General features: G+C 29.5%; 21 protein-coding genes and 1 riboswitch. All 21 genes read left to right on the top strand.

Annotated elements, in window-relative coordinates:
• Window positions 1-67: 67 nt before the first annotated feature.
• The 21 genes from ACKRLN_RS04810 to purH all read left to right on the top strand — a co-directional run bounded on the left by ACKRLN_RS04810 (window position 68) and on the right by purH (window position 21,319).
• Window positions 68-538, top strand: coding sequence for a hypothetical protein (locus ACKRLN_RS04810; RefSeq protein ID WP_416334432.1), 471 nt, complete (start codon window positions 68-70; stop codon window positions 536-538).
• Between the two features lie 23 nt (window positions 539-561).
• Entirely contained in the window at window positions 562-1,083 is a 522-nt protein-coding gene (locus ACKRLN_RS04805; protein ID WP_416334431.1) for a DUF2975 domain-containing protein, read from the top strand.
• 2 nt (window positions 1,084-1,085) lie between these two features.
• The gene (locus ACKRLN_RS04800) at window positions 1,086-1,301 is read left to right on the top strand and encodes a helix-turn-helix domain-containing protein (protein ID WP_416334430.1); all 216 of its coding nucleotides are present in this window, start codon (window positions 1,086-1,088) and stop codon (window positions 1,299-1,301) included.
• A gap of 160 nt (window positions 1,302-1,461) precedes the next feature.
• Entirely contained in the window at window positions 1,462-2,112 is a 651-nt protein-coding gene (locus ACKRLN_RS04795; RefSeq protein WP_416334429.1) for a response regulator transcription factor, read from the top strand.
• A complete protein-coding gene (locus ACKRLN_RS04790) occupies window positions 2,113-2,973 on the top strand; it encodes a sensor histidine kinase (protein WP_416334428.1) in 861 nt (286 codons plus the stop codon).
• Window positions 2,974-3,018: 45 nt separating this feature from the next.
• Window positions 3,019-3,699, top strand: coding sequence for an ABC transporter ATP-binding protein (locus ACKRLN_RS04785; RefSeq protein WP_416334427.1), 681 nt, complete (start codon window positions 3,019-3,021; stop codon window positions 3,697-3,699).
• Window positions 3,692-6,127, top strand: coding sequence for an FtsX-like permease family protein (locus tag ACKRLN_RS04780; RefSeq protein WP_416334426.1), 2,436 nt, complete (start codon window positions 3,692-3,694; stop codon window positions 6,125-6,127). Before ACKRLN_RS04785 ends, ACKRLN_RS04780 begins: the two co-directional genes overlap by 8 nt.
• Window positions 6,128-6,699: 572 nt before the next feature.
• Window positions 6,700-7,992, top strand: coding sequence for an O-acetylhomoserine aminocarboxypropyltransferase/cysteine synthase family protein (locus ACKRLN_RS04775; protein ID WP_416334425.1), 1,293 nt, complete (start codon window positions 6,700-6,702; stop codon window positions 7,990-7,992).
• Window positions 7,993-8,147: 155 nt separating this feature from the next.
• Window positions 8,148-9,371 carry a DUF2812 domain-containing protein gene (locus tag ACKRLN_RS04770; protein WP_416334424.1) on the top strand — a complete coding sequence of 408 codons (1,224 nt, stop codon included), beginning with the start codon at window positions 8,148-8,150 and terminating at the stop codon, window positions 9,369-9,371.
• A 2-nt stretch (window positions 9,372-9,373) separates the two neighbouring features.
• Complete coding sequence (locus ACKRLN_RS04765; RefSeq protein ID WP_416334423.1) at window positions 9,374-9,685, top strand: PadR family transcriptional regulator; 312 nt, start codon at window positions 9,374-9,376, stop codon at window positions 9,683-9,685.
• A gap of 189 nt (window positions 9,686-9,874) precedes the next feature.
• On the top strand, window positions 9,875-10,255 hold the full coding sequence (locus ACKRLN_RS04760) for a GntR family transcriptional regulator (protein WP_203126957.1): 381 nt from the start codon (window positions 9,875-9,877) through the stop codon (window positions 10,253-10,255).
• The gene (locus ACKRLN_RS04755) at window positions 10,248-11,099 is read left to right on the top strand and encodes an ABC transporter ATP-binding protein (RefSeq protein WP_416334422.1); all 852 of its coding nucleotides are present in this window, start codon (window positions 10,248-10,250) and stop codon (window positions 11,097-11,099) included. Before ACKRLN_RS04760 ends, ACKRLN_RS04755 begins: the two co-directional genes overlap by 8 nt.
• On the top strand, window positions 11,096-11,725 hold the full coding sequence (locus ACKRLN_RS04750) for an ABC-2 transporter permease (RefSeq protein ID WP_416334421.1): 630 nt from the start codon (window positions 11,096-11,098) through the stop codon (window positions 11,723-11,725). The genes ACKRLN_RS04755 and ACKRLN_RS04750 overlap by 4 nt, the downstream gene beginning before the upstream one ends.
• A gap of 38 nt (window positions 11,726-11,763) precedes the next feature.
• Entirely contained in the window at window positions 11,764-12,141 is a 378-nt protein-coding gene (locus tag ACKRLN_RS04745) for a hypothetical protein (RefSeq protein WP_416334420.1), read from the top strand.
• A 256-nt stretch (window positions 12,142-12,397) separates the two neighbouring features.
• Window positions 12,398-13,315 (top strand): helix-turn-helix transcriptional regulator, encoded by a 918-nt coding sequence (locus ACKRLN_RS04740; protein ID WP_416334419.1) that lies wholly within the window; start codon window positions 12,398-12,400, stop codon window positions 13,313-13,315.
• A gap of 67 nt (window positions 13,316-13,382) precedes the next feature.
• Entirely contained in the window at window positions 13,383-13,997 is a 615-nt protein-coding gene (locus ACKRLN_RS04735) for a DJ-1/PfpI family protein (protein ID WP_203126962.1), read from the top strand.
• Window positions 13,998-14,388: 391 nt separating this feature from the next.
• Window positions 14,389-14,487: riboswitch (TPP riboswitch) on the top strand.
• Window positions 14,488-14,521: 34 nt separating this feature from the next.
• Entirely contained in the window at window positions 14,522-15,817 is a 1,296-nt protein-coding gene (thiC, locus tag ACKRLN_RS04730; protein ID WP_203126963.1) for a phosphomethylpyrimidine synthase ThiC, read from the top strand.
• Between the two features lie 163 nt (window positions 15,818-15,980).
• Complete coding sequence (locus ACKRLN_RS04725) at window positions 15,981-17,636, top strand: formate--tetrahydrofolate ligase (RefSeq protein WP_416334418.1); 1,656 nt, start codon at window positions 15,981-15,983, stop codon at window positions 17,634-17,636.
• 295 nt (window positions 17,637-17,931) lie between these two features.
• Window positions 17,932-19,275 carry an amidophosphoribosyltransferase gene (gene purF, locus ACKRLN_RS04720; protein WP_416334417.1) on the top strand — a complete coding sequence of 448 codons (1,344 nt, stop codon included), beginning with the start codon at window positions 17,932-17,934 and terminating at the stop codon, window positions 19,273-19,275.
• Complete coding sequence (locus tag ACKRLN_RS04715; RefSeq protein ID WP_416334416.1) at window positions 19,272-19,826, top strand: phosphoribosylglycinamide formyltransferase; 555 nt, start codon at window positions 19,272-19,274, stop codon at window positions 19,824-19,826. The genes purF and ACKRLN_RS04715 overlap by 4 nt, the downstream gene beginning before the upstream one ends.
• Complete coding sequence (purH, locus tag ACKRLN_RS04710) at window positions 19,814-21,319, top strand: bifunctional phosphoribosylaminoimidazolecarboxamide formyltransferase/IMP cyclohydrolase (RefSeq protein WP_416334415.1); 1,506 nt, start codon at window positions 19,814-19,816, stop codon at window positions 21,317-21,319. The genes ACKRLN_RS04715 and purH overlap by 13 nt, the downstream gene beginning before the upstream one ends.
• Window positions 21,320-21,322: the final 3 nt, after the last annotated feature.

Raw genomic sequence — 21,322 nt, 5'->3', positions numbered from 1 at the left:
ATTATTGTTTTACAATAATAATCAAAGATAATTATCGTTTTACAATAATTCGATAGGGAGGATTATCATGAGAAAAAGATTTTTAATAATGGCTATTTTTCTTGTTTTTTCTATAGTTTTAACTTCTTGTAGTCCAAATACTACAACAGAACAAACTAGTAGTAAAAAAGAAGAAAAGATTGAAATATTTGATACTAACAGTAAAAAAATTGTAGAAACAGAAGAACAAGAAGTTCTAGACTGTTTTAGTAATTTGACAGGAATGAGTGTAGAAAATATTAATGATAAAAACTTCGACGATTATTTTAAAGAAATACCAGATGATGCAATAGTGTCCTACCACTTCTTATTAACCAGCAAGAGAAAGGATAAAAAAGCTACAAAGATAGATTTTTATATTTATGAAAATTATCCATATATTACAATGGATGGAATGCCCTTGATGTCATCTTCATTAACCTGGGAACTTTCTAAAGAAGATTTAAATGATCTGAAAGATAGAGTACAAGAAAGGAAAGATGTAGATGATAAGAGATAAAGCGAAAGTGTTGAGGAAGAGTTATGAAAAATTTTATTTTTAAAATAGCGATTATATTATCTAAGGTTTTAAGATATATTTCATATTTGGGAGCAGCTTTTACCTTACTTGGAAGTGTATTAACTCTGATTTTTAAAGATGATGTAATACAAGTAGTAGAATCTCAACAATTTAATCTACAAGAAGTTTCACTTCCTTTTATTATTTATTCATGCTTGAGTGCTCTTATGATATTTATTGTGGCTGGTTTTTCATTGGATAAATTCGAGAAGATTTTAGTGAATTTAGAGAAGAAAGATTATTTTTCAGACTTAAACTCAAAATATTCGAAAAACATTTTAATAGCTATTCTAATTTTGACAATTTGCCAAATTATTTCTAAGCTAGTTTTCAATTATTTTAAAGTGGACAATATTAGCAGTGTTTTTAATTTCACTATTAAGGATTATTTAACGAATATAATTTTGATGGTTATAGCATTTTCATCAATGATGATATTTAATTCAGGAAAATCCTTAAAAGAAGATTCGGAAAGTATAATTTGAAAATGAAGGATCAAATAATTATAAATCTGGATCAAGTATTAAAAAAGAAAAATATGACATCAAAAGAGCTCGCAGGCAGGATAGGAATAACTGAAGCAAACTTATCAATACTAAAAACAGGAAAAGCCAAAGGTATTAGATTTAATACTTTAGCTGCCATTTGTAAAGAACTTGATTGTCAACCTGGGGATATCTTAGAGTACGTTAATACAAATTAATAATTATAAATGTAAATAATAAAAAAGTTAGAACAAATTTTTTTAAGAAATTTACAGCGTATTGACTACGAATTTTTTATCATTTTTTATTATTTTTATATTTTGATTAATAATAATTAAGATATGAAAACAAGATAAATTATCAGCATGAGGAACTGTTATGAAAAAAATATTAATCATAGAGGATAACGAAGAAATTGCTCTACAGATAAAAAGGTACTTATCAAAAAATGGCTATGAAGTAGATCTTGCGTCTTCATATTATGAAGCTTTATATAAGATGGATATAAATTTCGATTGTGCACTTCTAGATATAAATCTACCAGACAAAGATGGTCAGTATTTGATTGAAAAGTTAAAAGACAAAGACATCAGAGTGATAGTTACTACTGTAAAAAACGATGAAGATTTTATAATTGCATCTCTTGATCAGGGTGCGGATGATTACTTAACCAAGCCATTTTCCCTTGCTATTCTTAGGGCGAGAATTGATGCGGTTTTAAGAACTATACCACTAAGCCAGGATAAAACTATTACTTACAAAGATATCAAAATAGACTTAACTGAATCAAAAGTATATTTTAAAGAGAAAGAAGTAGATTTGACAGCACTTGAATATGAAATTCTTTTATTATTTATAAAAAATCCTCACAGAGTCTATACAAGAGGTCAACTTTTAGAAATGTTTTGGGAAGATAGGGATAAGTTTGTAAACGATAATACTCTAACTTCAACCATTAAAAGAATTAGGGAAAAAATTGATAGGGAAGTTATCGCTACTGTTAGAGGAATAGGATATAGGATGGATTAGATGATATATGTATTTTGGCTATTAAGCCTTTGCTTTCTATATTATTTCCTAGAGTCTAGAAAGAAAACTAGAGTAAATGAGCTTATAGATCTAATCGATAATATGAAAAATCAAAATTATAAAATGCCTATGAAACAAGATGATTTTTCTATACTTGAAGATAAAATCTATAAGCTTTTTATTGAAATAGTAGAAGCTAAAGAAACAAGCACTAAAAATAGCGAAAAGCAAATAGAATATTTAGAAGATATAGCCCATCAAATAAAAACACCGATTACATCTATGCTTTTTTCTGTAGAAAATTTGGGAGAAGATTATCCCAAAGATGAAAATGTTGAAATTTTGAAAAGACAACTTATGAGATTAAACTCCCTATCAGATATTTTACTTAAACTTTCAAGCCTTGATGCAAATAAAGGTCTTATGAAAAAAGAAGAAGTGTCATTATATGAATTGGTGACTTATGCTTTAGACAGTTTAGACTTAAAAAGATCTACTAATGTAGAAATAGCGGAAAGCTTAAAAGAAAATATTATTTGTGGAGACTTTTATTGGATTGCAGAGGCTATTATAAATATTTTAAAAAATGCAAATAACAGACCTCTTTGCGACAAAATTTCAATTCAATCTCACAAAAATCCTTTATACACAACTCTTGTCATTGAAGACAATGGTGGAGGGATAGAAAAAGAGAATATTAAAAAGATCTTTAAACGTTTTTATAAAACTCCCGATTCTAAGGGATTTGGCATAGGCCTTGCTATGGCAAAAACAATAGTAGAGAAAAATAATGGAGAAATTTCTGTGACAAATACAAGTCAAGGAGCAAGTTTTGAAATTAAATTCTACAATGTCACCTAAAAATCACTTTACTTTTATATACTTACCTTAAAATAAGGAGGAAGTATGGAAATTTTAAAAGTAGAAAGTTTAAGAAAAGAGTATGTAGACGTAAATAATAAGGTCATTGCCTTAGATGGAGTGGATTTACAAATAGAAAGAGGAGAATTTGTAGCTATAGTCGGACCAAGTGGATCTGGAAAATCAACATTATTACATATAATAGGCGGAGTTGACAGTCCAAATGATGGAAAAGTTTATATAGATGGTAATGACATCTCTCAATATTCTTCAAAAGAACTTGCTTATTTTCGAAGAAGAAAAGTAGGTCTTATATATCAATTCTATAACTTAATACCAAATTTAACAGTTAGACACAACATAGAACTTCCATTAAAACTTGATAAGAGAGAAATAAATGAAGAGGAACTATTAGATATAGTTAAAAAATTAGGTATTGAAAGTAAACTAAATTCTTTCCCAAGTGAATTATCAGGAGGTCAACAGCAAAGAGTAGCTATAGCAAGAAGCTTAATTTATAGTCCATCAATTATTCTAGCCGATGAACCTACAGGAAATCTAGATAGGAAAAATTCTAAAGAAATAATAGATATATTCAAATACTTTAATAAGACTTTAAAACAAACAATTATAATCATAACTCATGATGAAGAAGTTGCTCTAGAAGCTAGTCGTATTATAACTATAGTTGACGGCAAAATTGTAGGAGATGAAAGAAATGAATAAGAAAAACTTTCCGATTTTTATCTCACTTTTGATTGTCAGTTTATTTTTTACTGTGGTTTTTTATTACGGTTATATAAATAAACAAGCCAACTATGGATATGCCATGTCAAATAATTTTTATCATGCTGAGATTAAAGATGAGTTATCAAATGAAGAAGTAGAAAAACTAAGATCTATTGAAGATATCAAATTAATTGGAAAAATGTCACTTAATCCAGATAATGCTAAATATAATAATGACTTAATAGTCATTAATTATCAAGATAAAGCCATAAATGAAATGAAGGATTATTCAAGACTTCAAGTGGGAAGATTTGCTGAAAAAGAAGATGAAATTGTATTATCAGAAAGCTTTGTAAAGAAAAATAATATTAATTTGGGTAATGAAATAAAACTTGAAATAGGTAAGAGATTTATAGATGGAGAAGAAATAGGTCCTACTAGTGCAAATACTGATAAGGAAAAATTTAAAAAAGATTCTACTAAATCCTTTACTGTAGTAGGAGTTTATGGAGACGTTTATAACAAATATAGTAAATTAAATTTAGCTTTAGGATTACAAGAAAAGATGTCATCCTTTAAAACATATGTGAAGTTTGATTCATTTGAAAAAGCTTATAAAAAGAAAGAAAATATTCTGACAGATATAAATAATAAACTTGGTAAGGATGTAGAACTAGAATTTTCTGATGGCTTAATAAATTATTACGGTATAGAAAGGGATCTTTTACAAAATATTATGAGTAAAGCGGTTATCGTATTATCTATACTCGGATGTATAGTCGTCTTTATATTTTTTATAAAAAATATCTTTTGGGTTTGGGGTCTTCGAAAAATTAGAGAGCTATCTATATATAAATCTATAGGATCAACTAATGGTCAAATTTATTTGATGCTTTTAAAGGAAGGTTTAATTATATCAGCCATTCCAATACTTTTAGGTCACATAGCAGGTTTTTTCTTTATATATTATTTGTATAGTAATATACAAAAAGGTGAGGGAGTAAGTGCATTTGAAGTAGTAAGATTTAATCCATTATTAAGTTTAGCTATACTATTTGTTTCTTTTATAATTGTTGCCTTGGCTATAAAATCTCCTGCAAAAAAGATTTCAAAGATAAATATAATAGATGGCATCAGAGGAAATATAGATTTTTCTAAGTCTAAGAAAAAGAAAGCCGAGAGTTTATGGCAGGAGTTAAGAATTAATAACTTGGCTTCAATAAAATCACAAAGATTTATTTCAGCTATTGGAATTCTTATCATTTCAGTATTTGTAATTGTAATAGGAATTGGAAATTATCTTAGAGACTATTCATATTATGATAATGGATATAACTTTTCTGTGGATTATTATAGTGATAAGGATGAAGTGCCATCGGTACTAAAAGAAATTGATAAAAAAATTTCTAATGAAAAATCCTATATTTCCAAACAAAAATATGTAATAGTTGAAAATAATAAAGATTTTTCAAAAGAAGCTAGGAATGCAAACCTAGATAAAGAGGCTGAAAAAAATATTGAAAAATATAATGCGGAAGGAATGAATGGATTTTTAATAGCCTTAGAAGAAGAAGACTTAAAAGAGCTTGGAGGAAATAAGGGAGAGTTTCTAATTTATAACATGATCCAAGAAGATTCTTCCATACCTATATCTAAAGCAAAGAAAATTCCATATTTTGAGAATCCAACCAGTCTGGATATAAGTATCGGGGATGATTACCAAACAAGTATTAAGATTTCAAAGTCAATAAAAGATTTTGGGAAATTTAAGTCCAGAACGATGCCTTTTGATGTGAAAATTTACACCGACTTTGATACATTTTTCAATCTAATGAAAGAAGCAGGCGATGAAAAATATAGAAATTATCCTTATACTTTGAATATGAAAGTAAGTGACTCCGGTGTAAAAGATGCACAAGAGTATTCGGAAACATTAATTAGGGAACAAATTTTACCTGAAGATAGGTTTGATATCATTGTAGGAGAAGAGCTAGAAAGGAAAGAATTTGAAAGTTTACAGAGCCTAATGAAAATTGTGTTAGGTATAGGATTAATAATATTGGTTTTAAATATTACAAATGGATATTCATCTATAAATCTAAGCTTGATGAGTAGAAAAAAAGAAATAGGAAGCCTTTATTCTTGTGGAATGGATTTGGATGAACTTAAAAGGGTTTATGAAAAAGAATATATAAATGAGCAGATAAAATCATTACTTATAGTTGTATTGACCAGTATAGGTATAATGTTTATTATTTCTATATTCTCATCTAGATTGACTTTTTTAAATTTACTTAAATATTATGATTACAAAATTTTCCTAGGATTTTCGATAGTAGTATATTGTATAAATTTATTAATCTACCACTTTTCTTTAATGAGAATATTAGATAGACCAACAATTGATTTAATTAGAACCATATAATTATTTTTTAGAATCATAAAAAAAGAAAAAAGGTTTCGAAATCTTTGCAATATTTATATTTGGCATGAAAAATCAACAAAAGTATTGAAAAGAATACTATTTGAACAATTTTAGTATGTACTAATTTATCTTTATAGGACCATGATTAATTAGTTTCCAATAAACCTAATTGCGGCTTCGAAATAGGCTAAGTATACTCTAAATTTATTTATATAAATATTTGACACTGACAAAAAATTGGTATAAGATACTTACAAATATAAAAACAAGGAGGCTAATATGTACTGCATTAATTCAAATAACAAAATGATGATGGGTATGATGCACATGATGGATTCATGGGCAGGCTTTCTTGTACCCAAAAATCGTTAATTTTGGGACTAGACTACGAGGAGCCTTGCTGCTCCTCTTTTTTTTATGGATTGGAGTTTGTTATGAAATATGAAAAAATTCTAAGGAGCTTCAGATCCACCCTTTGGGATGAGCGAATGTATCTCCTTATTATTTAAAAAATTGAAAGAAATGAACATATATTATAAATATTAAAAAGTAAATTTAAGGAGAAAATTATCATGACCAAAGAATTTAATCAAGCAAAATTTGAAACCCTAGCCTTACACATTGGACAAGAAGAAGCAGATCCAACTACAGGAGCTCGTGCAGTTCCTATATATCAAACAACTTCATATGTGTTTAAAGATACTAATCAAGCCCAAGGACGCTTTGCTCTAACAGATGCAGGAAACATATATGGTAGATTAACAAACCCAACTGAAGATGTTTTAGAAAAACGACTTGCAGTATTAGAAGGTGGGAGTTCTGCTTTAGCTGTTGCAAGTGGTGCAGCTGCTACAGCTTATGTATTCCAAACTCTGGCTCAAAAAGGTGATCACATCGTATCAGCAGAAACTATTTATGGAGGAACCTATAACTATTTACGCCATACATTTCCTAACTACGGTGTGGATACTACTTTTGTAGACCCATCCAAAGTAGAAAACTTTGAAGCAGCTATAAAAGAAAATACAAAGCTTATATTTATCGAAACTTTAGGAAATCCAAATTCTAATATAATAAATATAAAAAAAGTTGCTGAAATTGCTCATAAGCATAATATTCCTCTAGTTATTGATAGTACTTTTGCTACACCTTATTTGATTCGTCCTATAGATCATGGAGCTGATGTAGTAATCCACTCAGCTACAAAATTTATTGGAGGACACGGAACAACCCTAGGTGGCATCATTGTAGAAAATGGAACTTTTGATTATGCATCAAGTGGAAAATTTAAAAACCTTTCTGAGCCTAATGATTCCTACCACGGAGTATCCTTTACAGAAGCAGCAGCTCAAGGACCACTAACAACCTACATTCGCGCAATTTTACTTAGAGATACAGGAGCATCTATCTCGCCATTTAATGCATTTTTATTATTACAAGGAGTAGAAACTCTTTCATTAAGAGTAGAGCGCCATGTAGAAAATGCGCTAAAGGTAGTGGAATACTTAGATAATCACGAAAAAGTTACAAAGATAAACCACCCATCATTAAAAGACCATCCTGACCATGAGCTATACAAAGAATATTTTCCAAATGGGGCAGGAAGTATCTTTACTTTTGATGTAAAAGGTGGCGAAGAAGATGCCCGTGCATTTATAGATAATCTAAAAATATTTTCAAACCTAGCCAACGTAGCCGACGTAAAAAGCTTAGTAATTCACCCAGCGACTACAACTCACTCTCAATTAAATGATGAAGAATTAGAAAGCCAAGGTATAGGAAAGACAACAGTACGTTTATCGATTGGGACTGAGCATATTGATGATATTATAGGGGATATAGAACAAGCCTTTGATGCTATTTAAAATTTAAAGATTTATCAATTAAAAATATAAACAATATCCGACTTTATATCTATGTAAAATAGTCGGGTATTTTTTATTTTTAAATAATTTGATATATATCGAGTATCGATATATAATATAAGTATCGATACTCGATATTTAAAGGAGGTTTATAGATGTTTAAATTAAGATATTTAACTTACTCAAACTTTGGCTTAATAGAGAAATGGTATGAAGATATGGCTAAGAAGGGTTGGCAAATTGATAAAATACCTCTTCCTTTTATTCATAAGTTTAAGAAGTCTAAAGCAGAGGATATAGACTATAAGATATCTTTAGCTCAAAATGAAAGCTACTTTTCATCCTTTACTAAAAGTGAACTTTATGACTTTGATAAAATGTCTGAAGAATTTGGTTGGAAATTAGTAGATAGATCTTTTAATATGAACTTATATAAATTAGAAAAAGGTGCAGCTGAATCTCTTTATAATGATGATGTAGAAGAATTAAAAATTCTAAATAAGGGAATAAAGGGTGAGCTAATTACGCTTATTTTAACAGGACTTGTTTTATTACTCAATTTCTTTTTTATTAGTGCAAGTTTTCATTCTCCTGAGATATTTTATTCTAACTTGATATTATTTTTGTATCCTGCAAGTATATTACTTTTAGTTTTTGCTGGATTATCAATAATAGATAATATTTCTTTTAGAAAGAAGAATAAAAATGTGAAATATATGCAAGATATTAAATTTTCAAAAATTTCTTATTCAAAAATTTATCTTGCAATATTAATCTTAGGATTTACTTTACTAATTATTGGAATTGTTAGTAATTTAATATCTAGTTCATTAGATAATAATAAATTTTTCCTAATAAGTTTAATACCAATTTTACTTGCTATAATTATTTTTATTTCAATAAAAAAGATAAAGCAAACAAATTTTAAGACAAAAAGTAAAAAGACATTAATGATTCTTTCAGTAGCTTTTATAACTATAATCTCAGCTTTCATTACTAGCTATAGTCTATCTTTTATACCGGAAAGCTATGAAAGTATTGATACATCTGAAGAAGCTCCACTTAATAAAGGTTTGCTGACAAAAAGTCACACAATTTATAATAATAAAGATTTAGATTTACAGGTGGAGAAAACTGTGGCTCAAAATAATGATTTAGCTAGTACTTTATTTGATAGAGAAGTAAAAAATGCCAGAAATCATCCATATGATTCAAATCTAGTTAAAGATATAAGTAGTGATTTTCCTTACGAAAAGACTTACAGCCTAGCATATGAAAATGCCTATATAGTATTAGATAATCAAACAGTCTTAAAGGTAATGGGTGATATTAATAATAAAAAAATACAAGTAGCTTTAGAAGAACTCTTAGGAGATTAGAAATGGCTAGAGATCAATTTCAAACACTAACTGAGCCGATGTATTTTACTCTCTTAGCCCTAGGAGAAGTTAGAAATGGGGCTGAAATAACTGCTTGGGTTAATGAAATTACAGAGGGCAGAATAAAGTTAGCACCTGGCACCTTGTATGCTTTATTAGCCCAATTTCTAGAAAATGATTTGATAATTAGGATTCAAACTGATAAGAAAGGTAAGTATTATATTCTTACTGATGAAGGAAAAGATTTATTATATTCAGAAGTTGAAAGATTAAGATTTTTAATTGATAATTATGATAATTATTTTAATAAATAAATAAAATTAATAGATAATAAAAACTTATATTTAGCACCTATATATGAGCGGACTCCCTCAGGGGTCAGCTAAAATATAGGTGCTTTTTTAGCTGTCTAATAAAAAATATTTTAACAAGTATTGACAAAATCAATGCTGTTATTATATAATTATAACAGTTAAAACATAAATAACAGTAGGAAGTGAAATATGGATATACAAATTAATAATTCTAGTGATGATCCAATATATTTGCAAATAAAAAATCAAATCAAAGCACAAATTATTTCTGGACACCTTGATGTTGACGAGCAGCTACCTTCAATAAGGTTTTTAGCTAAAGAGTTAAGAATAAGTATGCTGACAGCCAAAAGGGCCTATGATGAATTGGAAGCTGATGGATTTATTAATTCTGTTCAAGGTAAAGGGAATTTTGTAGCAAGTCAGAATAAGGAGCTTATACGTGAGGAGTACTTAAAGAAAATTGAAGCAAATCTACAAAATATAATTGAGCTTGCAGAAATTGCAGATATATCGGTTGATGAATTGATAACTATGTTAAAAAGCTATGTGGAGGGAGAATATGACTAACTATGCTATTGAAACTCACGACCTAGTAAAAGAATTTGACGGATTTAAATTAGGACCGATAGATATTTCCATTCCTAAAGGAACAATAGTTGGATATATCGGTCAAAATGGATCTGGAAAAAGTACAACTATAAAGTTATTATTGGGCCTATTAAATAAAGATGCTGGCAGTATAAAGATACTTGATAGCTCAGATTATAATACTACTCAAATAAAGGATAAGCTTGGTGTTGTATTTGATGATTTACTATTTCCTGAAGAGATGACAGCAGAGGATGTTGAAAGATTTTGTTCTAAAGTTTATTCAAAATGGAATAAAATTAAATTTGATCAGTTAATAAATGATTTTTCCTTAGATGCAAAAAAATATATAAAAAATTATTCCAGGGGTATGAGAATGAAGCTTTCTCTAGCTGTAGCATTATCCCATGATGCTGAAATTCTCATATTAGATGAGCCAACAAGTGGATTAGATCCTATTGTTAGGGAAGAGATATTGGATCTACTCTTAGATTTTATGCAAGATGAAAATCATACAATATTAATTTCATCACATATTTTATCAGACTTAGAGAAGATAGCTGACTATATAGCCTTTATACATAACGGTAAAGTTTTATTTTTTGAAAGAAAGGATCAATTAGAAGAAAAGTATGCAATTTGCAGTTTATCTGATAAAGAAGTAGAAAATATTGATCAAAAAGCTATTATAGGAAAAAGAACACACTCTTTTGGACAAGAACTTCTCGTTAAAAGAAATCTTATTCCAAAAGGAATTGTATTAGAAAAACCATCAATTGAAAAAATTATGATATATTTCGCGAAAGGAGAAGATAATAAATGACTGCTCTAATAATGAAAGATATAGCTAGTTTAAGAAGGGCCCTGATATTATCATTTTTACTATGCTTGGGACTAGGGATTTATGCTATATATAGTGATGTTTTAATTATGATTCCACTTTTGTGTGCATTTATGCCTCTAACTTTAAATGCTATTGCTTTTGGATCTGAATTTCAGTCTGGCTTTGACCAATTTGCATTTTCATTGCCAATTGAAAAAAGAAGCTATGTATTTAGTAAATTATTTTTTCCATTTGTATTTAGCTTGCTAGCATCAATTTCTGTACTTGTATTTTTGATGATTGAAAATAATTTAGGGCTTGATAAAATAATTTTGCTATCAATTATTACATTTGTATTAGTTAATACATTACCTGCTATTCAGTTAATATTTGTCTTAAAGTTTGGATCGGAAAAAGGAAGACTTATATCTGCTGTAACATTTTTTATAATATTTGCCCTATCTAATTTATTGAAAGAAGAATTAGGTTTTTTAGAAAAATTAGCTAATATTTTTAGTAAGTATTCTTTTACAGGCATATCTTTGCTTATAATTCTTGTTCTTTTTATAATATTTGGCATTGCAGTAAAAATATCGGTTAATATTATGCAGAAAAAAGAGTATTAGTAAGCATATAAAGATTAAACTTACTAAGGAACTACATTATGGAAAAACAATTTATCTATATGGCTGCTACATTGCTACTGATTTTAGGATTATTGGATTTAGGTCTAAGTTATATATTTAAAGATAAAACTGATTATACTACAGGCGAAGTAGTATCTTTTTGGCAACCTAATCCTGAAGCGGTAAAGAAAGGAAACTCAAAATGGGCGCATTTTAAATACACAATAAGTGGCAAAAATTATAAATCAAGCAATATGATACAAGTACCCCTAAGTACAAAAATAGGAGATAAAAGAAAAATTAAATATAGCAAAGAGAATCCAGAAAAGATATATGATTTTTCTATAAAAAGAGCGCTTGTACTATGCATAGCTTCTATAGTGTTGTTTATTATCGGTAAATTTGATTTAGTATAATGGAGGGTATCAGATATGAACAAAATACCAACAGAATTAGTTTATCTCTTAATAGCTATACCAATAATAAGATTAATATATTTAAAGTTAAAAAAGAAAAAATAATGTTAAATGTAAAATAAATTTTTAAGTATAAATAAAAGCGTCTATCAAAATGATAGATGCTTTTTTAGTCTTAAAAGGAGTATAAAATATTAATATAGATTATAAAAATAAAAGAAAAAGTTATTGTTAAGGGCTGAAAGGATATATGACAATGATGAAGTTAGAAAGATTAATAAATATTATTTTTTATTTGATGAATAGAGATCGTGTGACAACTAAGGAGCTATCAGAAAAGTTTGAAGTATCTAGCAGAACTATATTAAGAGATATAGACACACTAACGCTTTCTGGCATACCAATTTATTCTGAGTTAGGTGTTAACGGTGGATATATACTAAATAAGAATTTCAAAGTTAATGAAAAAATTATGGATAATAATGATAAAGAAAATATTTTGACTGCTTTAAATAGCCTAGCAGCTGTATATGGAGATAAAAAGATAATTGAAACTCTTGAAAAGATTAAAGGAGTTTATGATGATAAAAATTTAGAGTCAAATCTGGAAATTGATTTTTCAGTTGCAAGCGAGTCTCCAAAAGTAATGGATAGAGTAAATATAATAAAAAATGCAATAAAACAGCAACTTACTATAAAATTAGAATATACTAACTCATTGGCTGAAACTAAAAGTATTTTATTAAATCCTATCCATATATACTACAGATGGTATGCTTGGTATTTTTTAGCATATGATAAATTTAAGAATGAATATAAGGTTTACAAAGTGGCAAGAATTAAGAATATTTCTCTAACAGATCAGTCTTTTCAAAGTAAGGTATATGTACCAGATATTTTAAGAAATATTGAAGAAAAATACAATCAAGAAAATACAAAAATTATTATTCATTATAAGCAGGAAATGGATGTTCTAGTAAATGAATACTTTAAAGGAAGAGCTATTTGTAATATCAGTGGAAAAATCATAAGAGAAATTCAAATAAAAGAAAGCGACTTTATATCCTTTTCAATCCTTTTAGGATTTGGCGATAAGATAAAAATATCATCTCCTGAACGGTATAGAGATAAAGTTTTATCTCATATTGAAAAAATAAAACAAAATTTCAGCTAATACTGACACACATATGTCACTCTTATTATTGTATAATCTAAACTATAAATAAAAAGGAGACTTAAATATGAAAACAGTTTATATATATTTATTAGATGGGATGGCAGAATTTGAGATAGGATACATCCTACAAGCATTCAGCATGGAAAAACTATTAAAAAACGGTAGAAATGATTTTGAAGTAAAGACAGTTGCATTTGAGAAAAAAACTATTTTGACTTTAGGAGGTCTAAAAGTAACTCCGGATTATTCCTTATCAGAAGTAGATTTTGATGATGCTGTAGCTTTGCTTTTACCAGGTTCTTCTAATTGGGAAGATGAAAAAAATAAACAAATACTAAAAAAAGCGCAGAAATTTCTAGATGAAAATATTTTAGTGGGTGCTATTTGTGGAGCAACTCTGGCTATTGCTGATTGTGGAGTCTTGAATAAATTCAAACATACAAGTAATTCTTTAGAATATTTAACTAACTTTTCAAAAGAATATAAAGGTCAAAAATATTACATTAACTCTAAATCTGTAGTAGATAGAAATCTAATAACAGCAAGTACTGCAGGATCATTAGAATGGGCAGCAGATATTCTAAATAGCCTTAAAGTATATCCAAGCAGCAAAGTTAAGGCTTTCTATGATTTTTATTCTATTGGAGATAGCAAGTACTATAAACAACTTATGAAATAATTATAGTTTTATTATCTTTAATCAAGTTTTATTTTATCTTATTAAATCTTTAATATTTAAAACCAAATTTGTATATTATATAATTATAATATTAACATAAATTAATTAAACTTATACTATATTTATTAAGAGGCGAGGAGGAAGAGTACGGATGTATTTATAGTTGCAGCTAGGTTACTTTCAGCTGCTTTTTTAAGGACGGGTACGATTTTACAAAAAAAGAAGGCATAGAAAAGAGATAAAAAAAGCTATTAGAAATGGTTAATACCCTAACCTAATATAAAATGAAACATTGCTAACCCATTAATTTAAATGATAAGAGCTTTTTATAGGTATCATTTTTCAGATATTTTACAAAATATAAAAACTCCCTTATAATAGTAATTGTAAATTATCAACCTATGGGAGCTTTGTGCTGAGAGGAAGTTTTGACTTCGACCATTAAACCAATCAGGATAATGCCTGCACGGGAATGGAGCATATTTATACTCCTATAAGTAATTTTTAGGAGGTTTTTTTAATTTATGAAATATAAAACACAGATGGAAGCGGCTAAACATGGTTTTGTAACTGAAGAAATGAAGATAGTTGCAAAGAAGGAAAACGTTAGTGAAGAGTACTTAGTTGAAAAAATTGCCAAAGGTGAAATTGTCATTCCAAGAAATAAAAATCACAACTCAATCTCTCCAGAAGGAATTGGTACAGGTCTTAAAACCAAGATAAATGTTAACCTTGGTATTTCAAAAGATATTAACGACCTTGATCTTGAGATGGAAAAAGTTGATATGGCCCTTAAAATGGGTGCAGAATCAATAATGGACCTTTCAAACTATGGTAAAACTCAAGAATTTAGAGAAAGACTAATTGAAAAATCTACAGCTATGATAGGAACTGTTCCTATGTATGATGCAATCGGATTTTTAGATAAGGGTCTTAGCCACATTAAGGCAGAAGAATTCTTAGATGTTGTAAGAAACCATGCAGAAAATGGTGTAGACTTTGTAACTATTCACTGTGGTATTAACAGAGCTAATGCTGAAATCTTTTTAAGAAACAGAAGAATAAATGAAATCGTATCTCGTGGTGGATCTTTATTATTTGGATGGATGATGATGAATGATAGGGAAAACCCATTCTACGAATACTATGATGAATTATTAGATATTTTAAGAGAATATGATGTTACTTTATCACTTGGAGACTCACTAAGACCAGGTGGTATTCACGATGCAACTGATCCATCTCAAATCGCTGAGCTTATAACTTTAGGTGAGCTTACAAAAAGAGCATGGGAGAAAGATGTTCAAGTTATAATCGAAGGACCAGGACACGTTCCAATCAATGATATTGAAACAAATATAAAATTACAAAAAAAATTATGCCACAATGCACCATTTTATGTTTTAGGACCTTTGGTGACAGATATTGCACCAGGATATGACCATATTACCAGTGCCATCGGTGGAGCTATTGCAGCAAGCCATGGGGCAGATTTCTTATGCTATGTAACACCTGCAGAACACTTAAGATTACCAGATGTTGATGATGTAAAAGAGGGAATAGTTGCAGCAAAAATTGCAGCTCATGCAGGAGATATAGCAAAATTAAAAGATGCAGCTGATTGGGATCTTGAAATGAGTAAAAGAAGACAAAAAATTGATTGGGAAGGTATGTTTGAATTAGCAATCGATCCTGAAAAATGTAAAGCCTACAGAGCAGAATCATCACCTGAAGAGGAAGATACTTGCACAATGTGTGGGGCAATGTGTTCTATGAGAAATATGAACTTAATCCTAGAAGGAAAAGATATAACAATTTAATTTTTAAAAGTTACTCAAGTTTGCTATTATAAGCAGGCTTGAGTTTTTATTTATTCAAATCATTGATTTATAAAATTATAATTAGATAATATACTTGTAGTCACTTGTTTTTTAATGATAATTTATATACATAAAAATATTTAAGAGGGTGAAAGGGAGAGTTATGAAAACAGATATAGAAATTGCAAGAGAGATAGAGTTAAAAGAAATTGATGAGATTTGTAAAAATTTAAATGTTGATAAATACGATAAATATGGAAAATATAAGGCAAAACTAGACTTAGATTATGCTGATAAGAAAAAAGAAGGTTCAAAATTAATTTTAGTAACAGCAACAAATCCGACCCCAAGTGGTGAAGGAAAAACCACCATGAATATAGGTTTATCAATGGCCTTAAATAAGATTGGCAAAAGTGCAATCTCAGTTTTAAGAGAGCCATCACTAGGACCATCTTTTGGTAGAAAAGGTGGAGCAGCAGGTGGTGGATACAGCCAAGTTTTACCAATGGATGAGATAAATCTACATTTTACAGGAGATTTTCACGCTATAACATCTGCGGTAAATCTTGTTGCCGCAATATTAGATAATCACATATATCAAGGCAATGAAAAAAATATAGATCCAAATCAAATTGTTTGGAGAAGATGTGTAGACTTAAATGACAGAGCTCTTCGAAATATAGTAATTGGTCTTGGAAATAGGACTGATGGAGTAACTCGTGAAGATAAATTTGACATTACAGTTGCTACAGAAATGATGGCGGTGCTTTGCCTTGCAACAAGCATGAAAGACTTTAAAGAAAAAGTTAGCAAAATGATTGTAGCTTATGATTATGCAAATAATCCTGTGACTGTTGATGATATAAAAGCTACTGGATCTGTTGCAGTTATTATGAAAGATGCTTTAAGAGCAAATCTTGTCCAAACTACAGAAAACACTCCCGCAATCATTCACGGCGGACCTTTTGCAAATATTGCCCACGGATGTAACTCATTAATCGCTACAAAAACTGCTCTTGGTATAGCTGATTACGTAGTAACAGAAGCTGGCTTTGGTGCAGACCTAGGTGCTGAGAAATTTAATGATATAAAATGCAGATTAGGTGACCTTAAACCAGATGCGACAGTAATTGTAACATCAATTAGGTCATTAAAATACCATGCTGGTATGCCACTAGATGAACTAGCAGCTGAAAATCTAGAATATCTAGAAAAGGGCTTCAAAAATTTACAAATTCATATAGAAAATATGAAAAAATTTGGAAATAATATACTTGTAGCAATAAATAAATTTGCAACTGATACAGACCAAGAAATAGCATTAGTAAAAGAACTTACAGAAAAATTAGATGTAAAAGCAATTGAATCCACAGTATTTACCGATGGTTCTGATGGTGGAGTAGAGCTTGCCCAAAATCTAGTAGAAATTTGTGAAAATGATAATGAATTTAAATACCTTTATGATGAAAAATTACCTACAAAAGAAAAAATTGAAATAATTGCCAAAGAAATTTATAGGGCAAGAGATGTAGTGTATACACAAAAGGCTGAAAAGGAAATTATTAGACTAGAAAGTCTAGGTTATGGTGATCTGCCAATTTGTGTAGCAAAAACCCCATACTCACTATCAGATGATCCAAATAAAAATATAACTGTCGATGATTATGAAATAACTGTAAGAGATGTAAGAGTAAATGCTGGAGCAGGATTTTTAGTAGTATATACAGATAATGTTTTAACTATGCCAGGTCTACCAAAAGTACCAAATGCTTATCAAATCGACCTGGATTCAAATGGAGAAATAGTAGGATTATTTTAAAAATTGTAAAATTTTCTTAACATAAAACTTGCAAAAAATTTAAAAATATTTATAATATAAATATATCAAAATTTTAGGGAAAGATGGAGGGGTATTATGAAAAAAATGTGTAAAAGCAATTTTACATTTAACAAAATAAGTGTATTTTCTTGCATTTCATACTCTATCTTTGCTTACATTAAAAAATTAAGATTTCCAATAGGATTAATTTGCCATGCTTAAAAGAGGACCCAGAAAAGGGTTCTCTTTTTCTTTATGATTTTTGATATATTAAGGAGGTAGATAAGAGTAAGTTATGAGCGGTGTTGTAGCAATAAAAACAGATGATTTAATATTAGAAAAACTTTTATATTCACTAAGTTCTATCCAACATAGGGGTCAAGACTCTGCAGGTCTAGTTCTTTCTGATGGATCTAGTCTAAACAGGATAAAAGGATCTGGTTTAGTCAACGAAGTGTTTAAAGAAGCTAATATATACGATAAAGATTATAAAATTGGTATTGGCCATGTAAGAAGCTCTAGGGAAGGATGCCAACAAGATTATAATATTGAGCCATTAGTTAGTTTTACAAAAAATAATGAATTTGCCTTAGCCCATGATGGTAATTTGTCTAATTATGATTTAATTAAAGAAACTTTAGAAAATGAAGGTACATCTTTTCATACTCACACTGATAGTGAGCTGATATTACTTCTTATATCAAGATATTATGATGGGGATATCATAAAGGCTATTAGAAAAACTATGGATATTATAAAGGGTGCCTATTCATGTGTGGTAACCATGCCTAATAAAATAATTGCTTTTAGAGATTATCAAGGATTTAGACCCTTGATGCTAGGTGAAGATGAGGAAAATTTAATTATAGCAAGTGAAAATGCAGCTATAGAAATATTAGATATTGAAAATTACCGAAATGTAAATCCTGGCGAGATAATAGTAATTGATGATGATGGCCTAAAATCCTACCCTGATAAAGATAGGATAAATAAAAATCATTGTATCTTTGAAGATGTGTACATAGCAAGACCTGATGCAAATATTGAAAATATAAATTCATATATGTTTAGGAGAAGATGTGGTGAGATTCTATATAGACAAGCTCCAATTGAAGCTGACTTAGTTTGCCCAGTTCCTGATTCGGGAACACCATCTGCAATTGGTTTTGCACAAGAATCTGGTATCCCTTTTGCAGAAGGACTTGTAAAAAATAGGTATATGGGTAGGTCTTTTATTAAACCTAGTCAAAAAGAAAGAGATTTAGCAGTAAGATTAAAACTCAATCCACAAAAGTCAGTAGTCAATGGCAAGAGGATAGTTTTGGTAGATGATTCTATAGTCCGTGGTACTACCAGTGCAAAACTTATAAAAAGAATGAGAAAAGCTGGTGCTAAGGAAGTTCATTTTAGAGTAACATCTCCACCTTTTATGTATCCATGCTATTATGGGGTGGATACTCCAGATAGATCCAATCTTATAGCAGCAAGATTAAGTATTGAAGAGATAAGAAAACAAATTGGTGCAGACAGTTTAGAATTTATAGACCTTGATAGTATGCTAAAGCTTGTTGAAAATCCAGATGATTATTGTAAGGCTTGCTTTACAGGTAATTATCCAGTAAAAAAGGATGAAATATGAACTTAGCAGTATTTATATCAGGGGGCGGAAGTAATTTTAAAGCATTATTAGATGCTCAGGATGCTGGATATTTCAAAAGCCAAATAAAATATGTGGTTTCTAATAAAGATGCGGCTGGACTAAGATATGCTAGAGAAAATAATATTGATTATCTAATCAGTAAAAATGATGATGAAATAATTAAAAATCTAAAAGAACATAATATTGACTTGATAGTGCTAGCAGGTTATCTAGTTAAAATTAGTAAAAAAATCTTAGATGAATTTACAGTAATTAATATTCATCCATCCTTATTACCCAAATATGGTGGCAAGGGATTTTATGGAATGAATGTCCACAATGCAGTCTTTGAAAACAAAGAAAAAGTAAGTGGAGTTACAGTCCATTTTGTAAATGAAAACCTAGATGAGGGAGACATCATCTTGCAAAAAGAACTAGACATAAGTAAATGCAAAGATGCAGAAGAAATCAGCAAAGAAGTTTTAAAAGTTGAACATCAAACACTAAAAGAAGTTATAAAAAAATTGGAGGAAGATAAGTGCGCGCGTTAATTTCAGTAACAGATAAGACAGGTATTGAAGATTTAGCAAAGGGCTTAAGTGATTTAGGAGTAGAAATTGTATCTACAGGTGGTACATACAAAAAAATAATAGAAAGTGGAGTAGAAGCTATTGAAATAGATGAGATTACAAATTTTCCAGAAATCTTAGAAGGTAGAGTAAAAACACTATCTCCATACGTGCATGGTGGGATTCTTTATAAAAGAGATGAAGATAGCCATGTAGAAACAGTAAAAGAGCATAATATCAAGCCGATAGATATAGTTGTAGTAAATCTTTATGAATTCCAAAAGGCCCTAGAAAAAGGTAATCCAGAAGATATTATAGAAAACATCGACATTGGTGGTCCATCAATGGTTAGATCAGCTGCAAAAAACCACAAAGATGTTTTAATAATAACAGATCCAGATGATTATGATGAACTTTTAGAAAGAATCAAAAATGATAATTTAGATTTATCATATAGGCAAAAACTAGCTATGAAAGCTTACAACCTAACTGCTTTTTATGACTCAGTAATAGCAAGATATTTCTCAGAATTAACTGGAGAAGAAGGTAAGTACAAAACTTACGGTTTTGAAAAAGAAAGTGAATTAAGATACGGCGAAAATCCAGGCCAAGATGCAGCACTTTACAATGATCCATTTGTAAAAGGTTTAATGGAAAATATGGAAGTTATCCACGGTAAAAAAATGAGCTACAATAACTACAACGACCTAAACCCAGCTTTAGAACTAGCTCAAGAACTTGGAGAAAACGCAGTAGTTGCCCTAAAACACCAATCTCCATGTGGAGTTGCTCAAGGACAATCAGTTTATGAATCATACATCAAAGCCTACGAATGTGATAGCCAATCAATCTTTGGGGGAATTGTTGCAGTAAATGGAATAGTTGATGAAAAAACTGCAGAAGAAATGAATAAAATCTTCCTTGAAATCATTGCAGCAAGAGACTTTACAGATGAAGCCTTAGAAGTATTAACTCAAAAGAAAAATGTGAGACTAGTAAAAATAAACTTTGATAATGAAACTGTAAAAGAAGAAATCAGATATCTAAACGGCAAGGTTCTTATTCAAGGCAAAGACTTTGGTGAAGATGAGCTAGAAATAGTAACAGATAAAAAACCAACAGAAGCTGAAATCAAAGATCTATTATTTGCCCAAAAAGTTGTTAAATATGTAAAATCAAATGCAATTGTAGTTGCAAAAGATATGCAAACTTTAGGATGCGGGGCAGGTCAACAATCTAGAATTTGGGCATTAGAATCTATAAAAGATCACTTTAAGGATAGAGACTTCACTGGAGCTGCTATGGGATCAGATGCATTTTTCCCATTCCCAGATACAGTTGAACTAGCACATGAAATGGGTATTAGCTCAATTATCCAACCAGGTGGATCCATAAAAGACCAAGATTCTATTGATAAATGCAACGAATACGATATGTCAATGGTATTTAGCAAGTCACGTCACTTTAAACATTAAGGA

Source organism: Anaerococcus sp. AH8042_DFU013_CI05 (assembly GCF_047936775.1).
Classification (GTDB): Bacteria; Bacillota; Clostridia; order Tissierellales; family Peptoniphilaceae; genus Anaerococcus.
The sequence above is the reverse complement of the archived record's forward strand: the minus strand, read 5'-3'. Positions and strand labels throughout refer to the sequence as shown.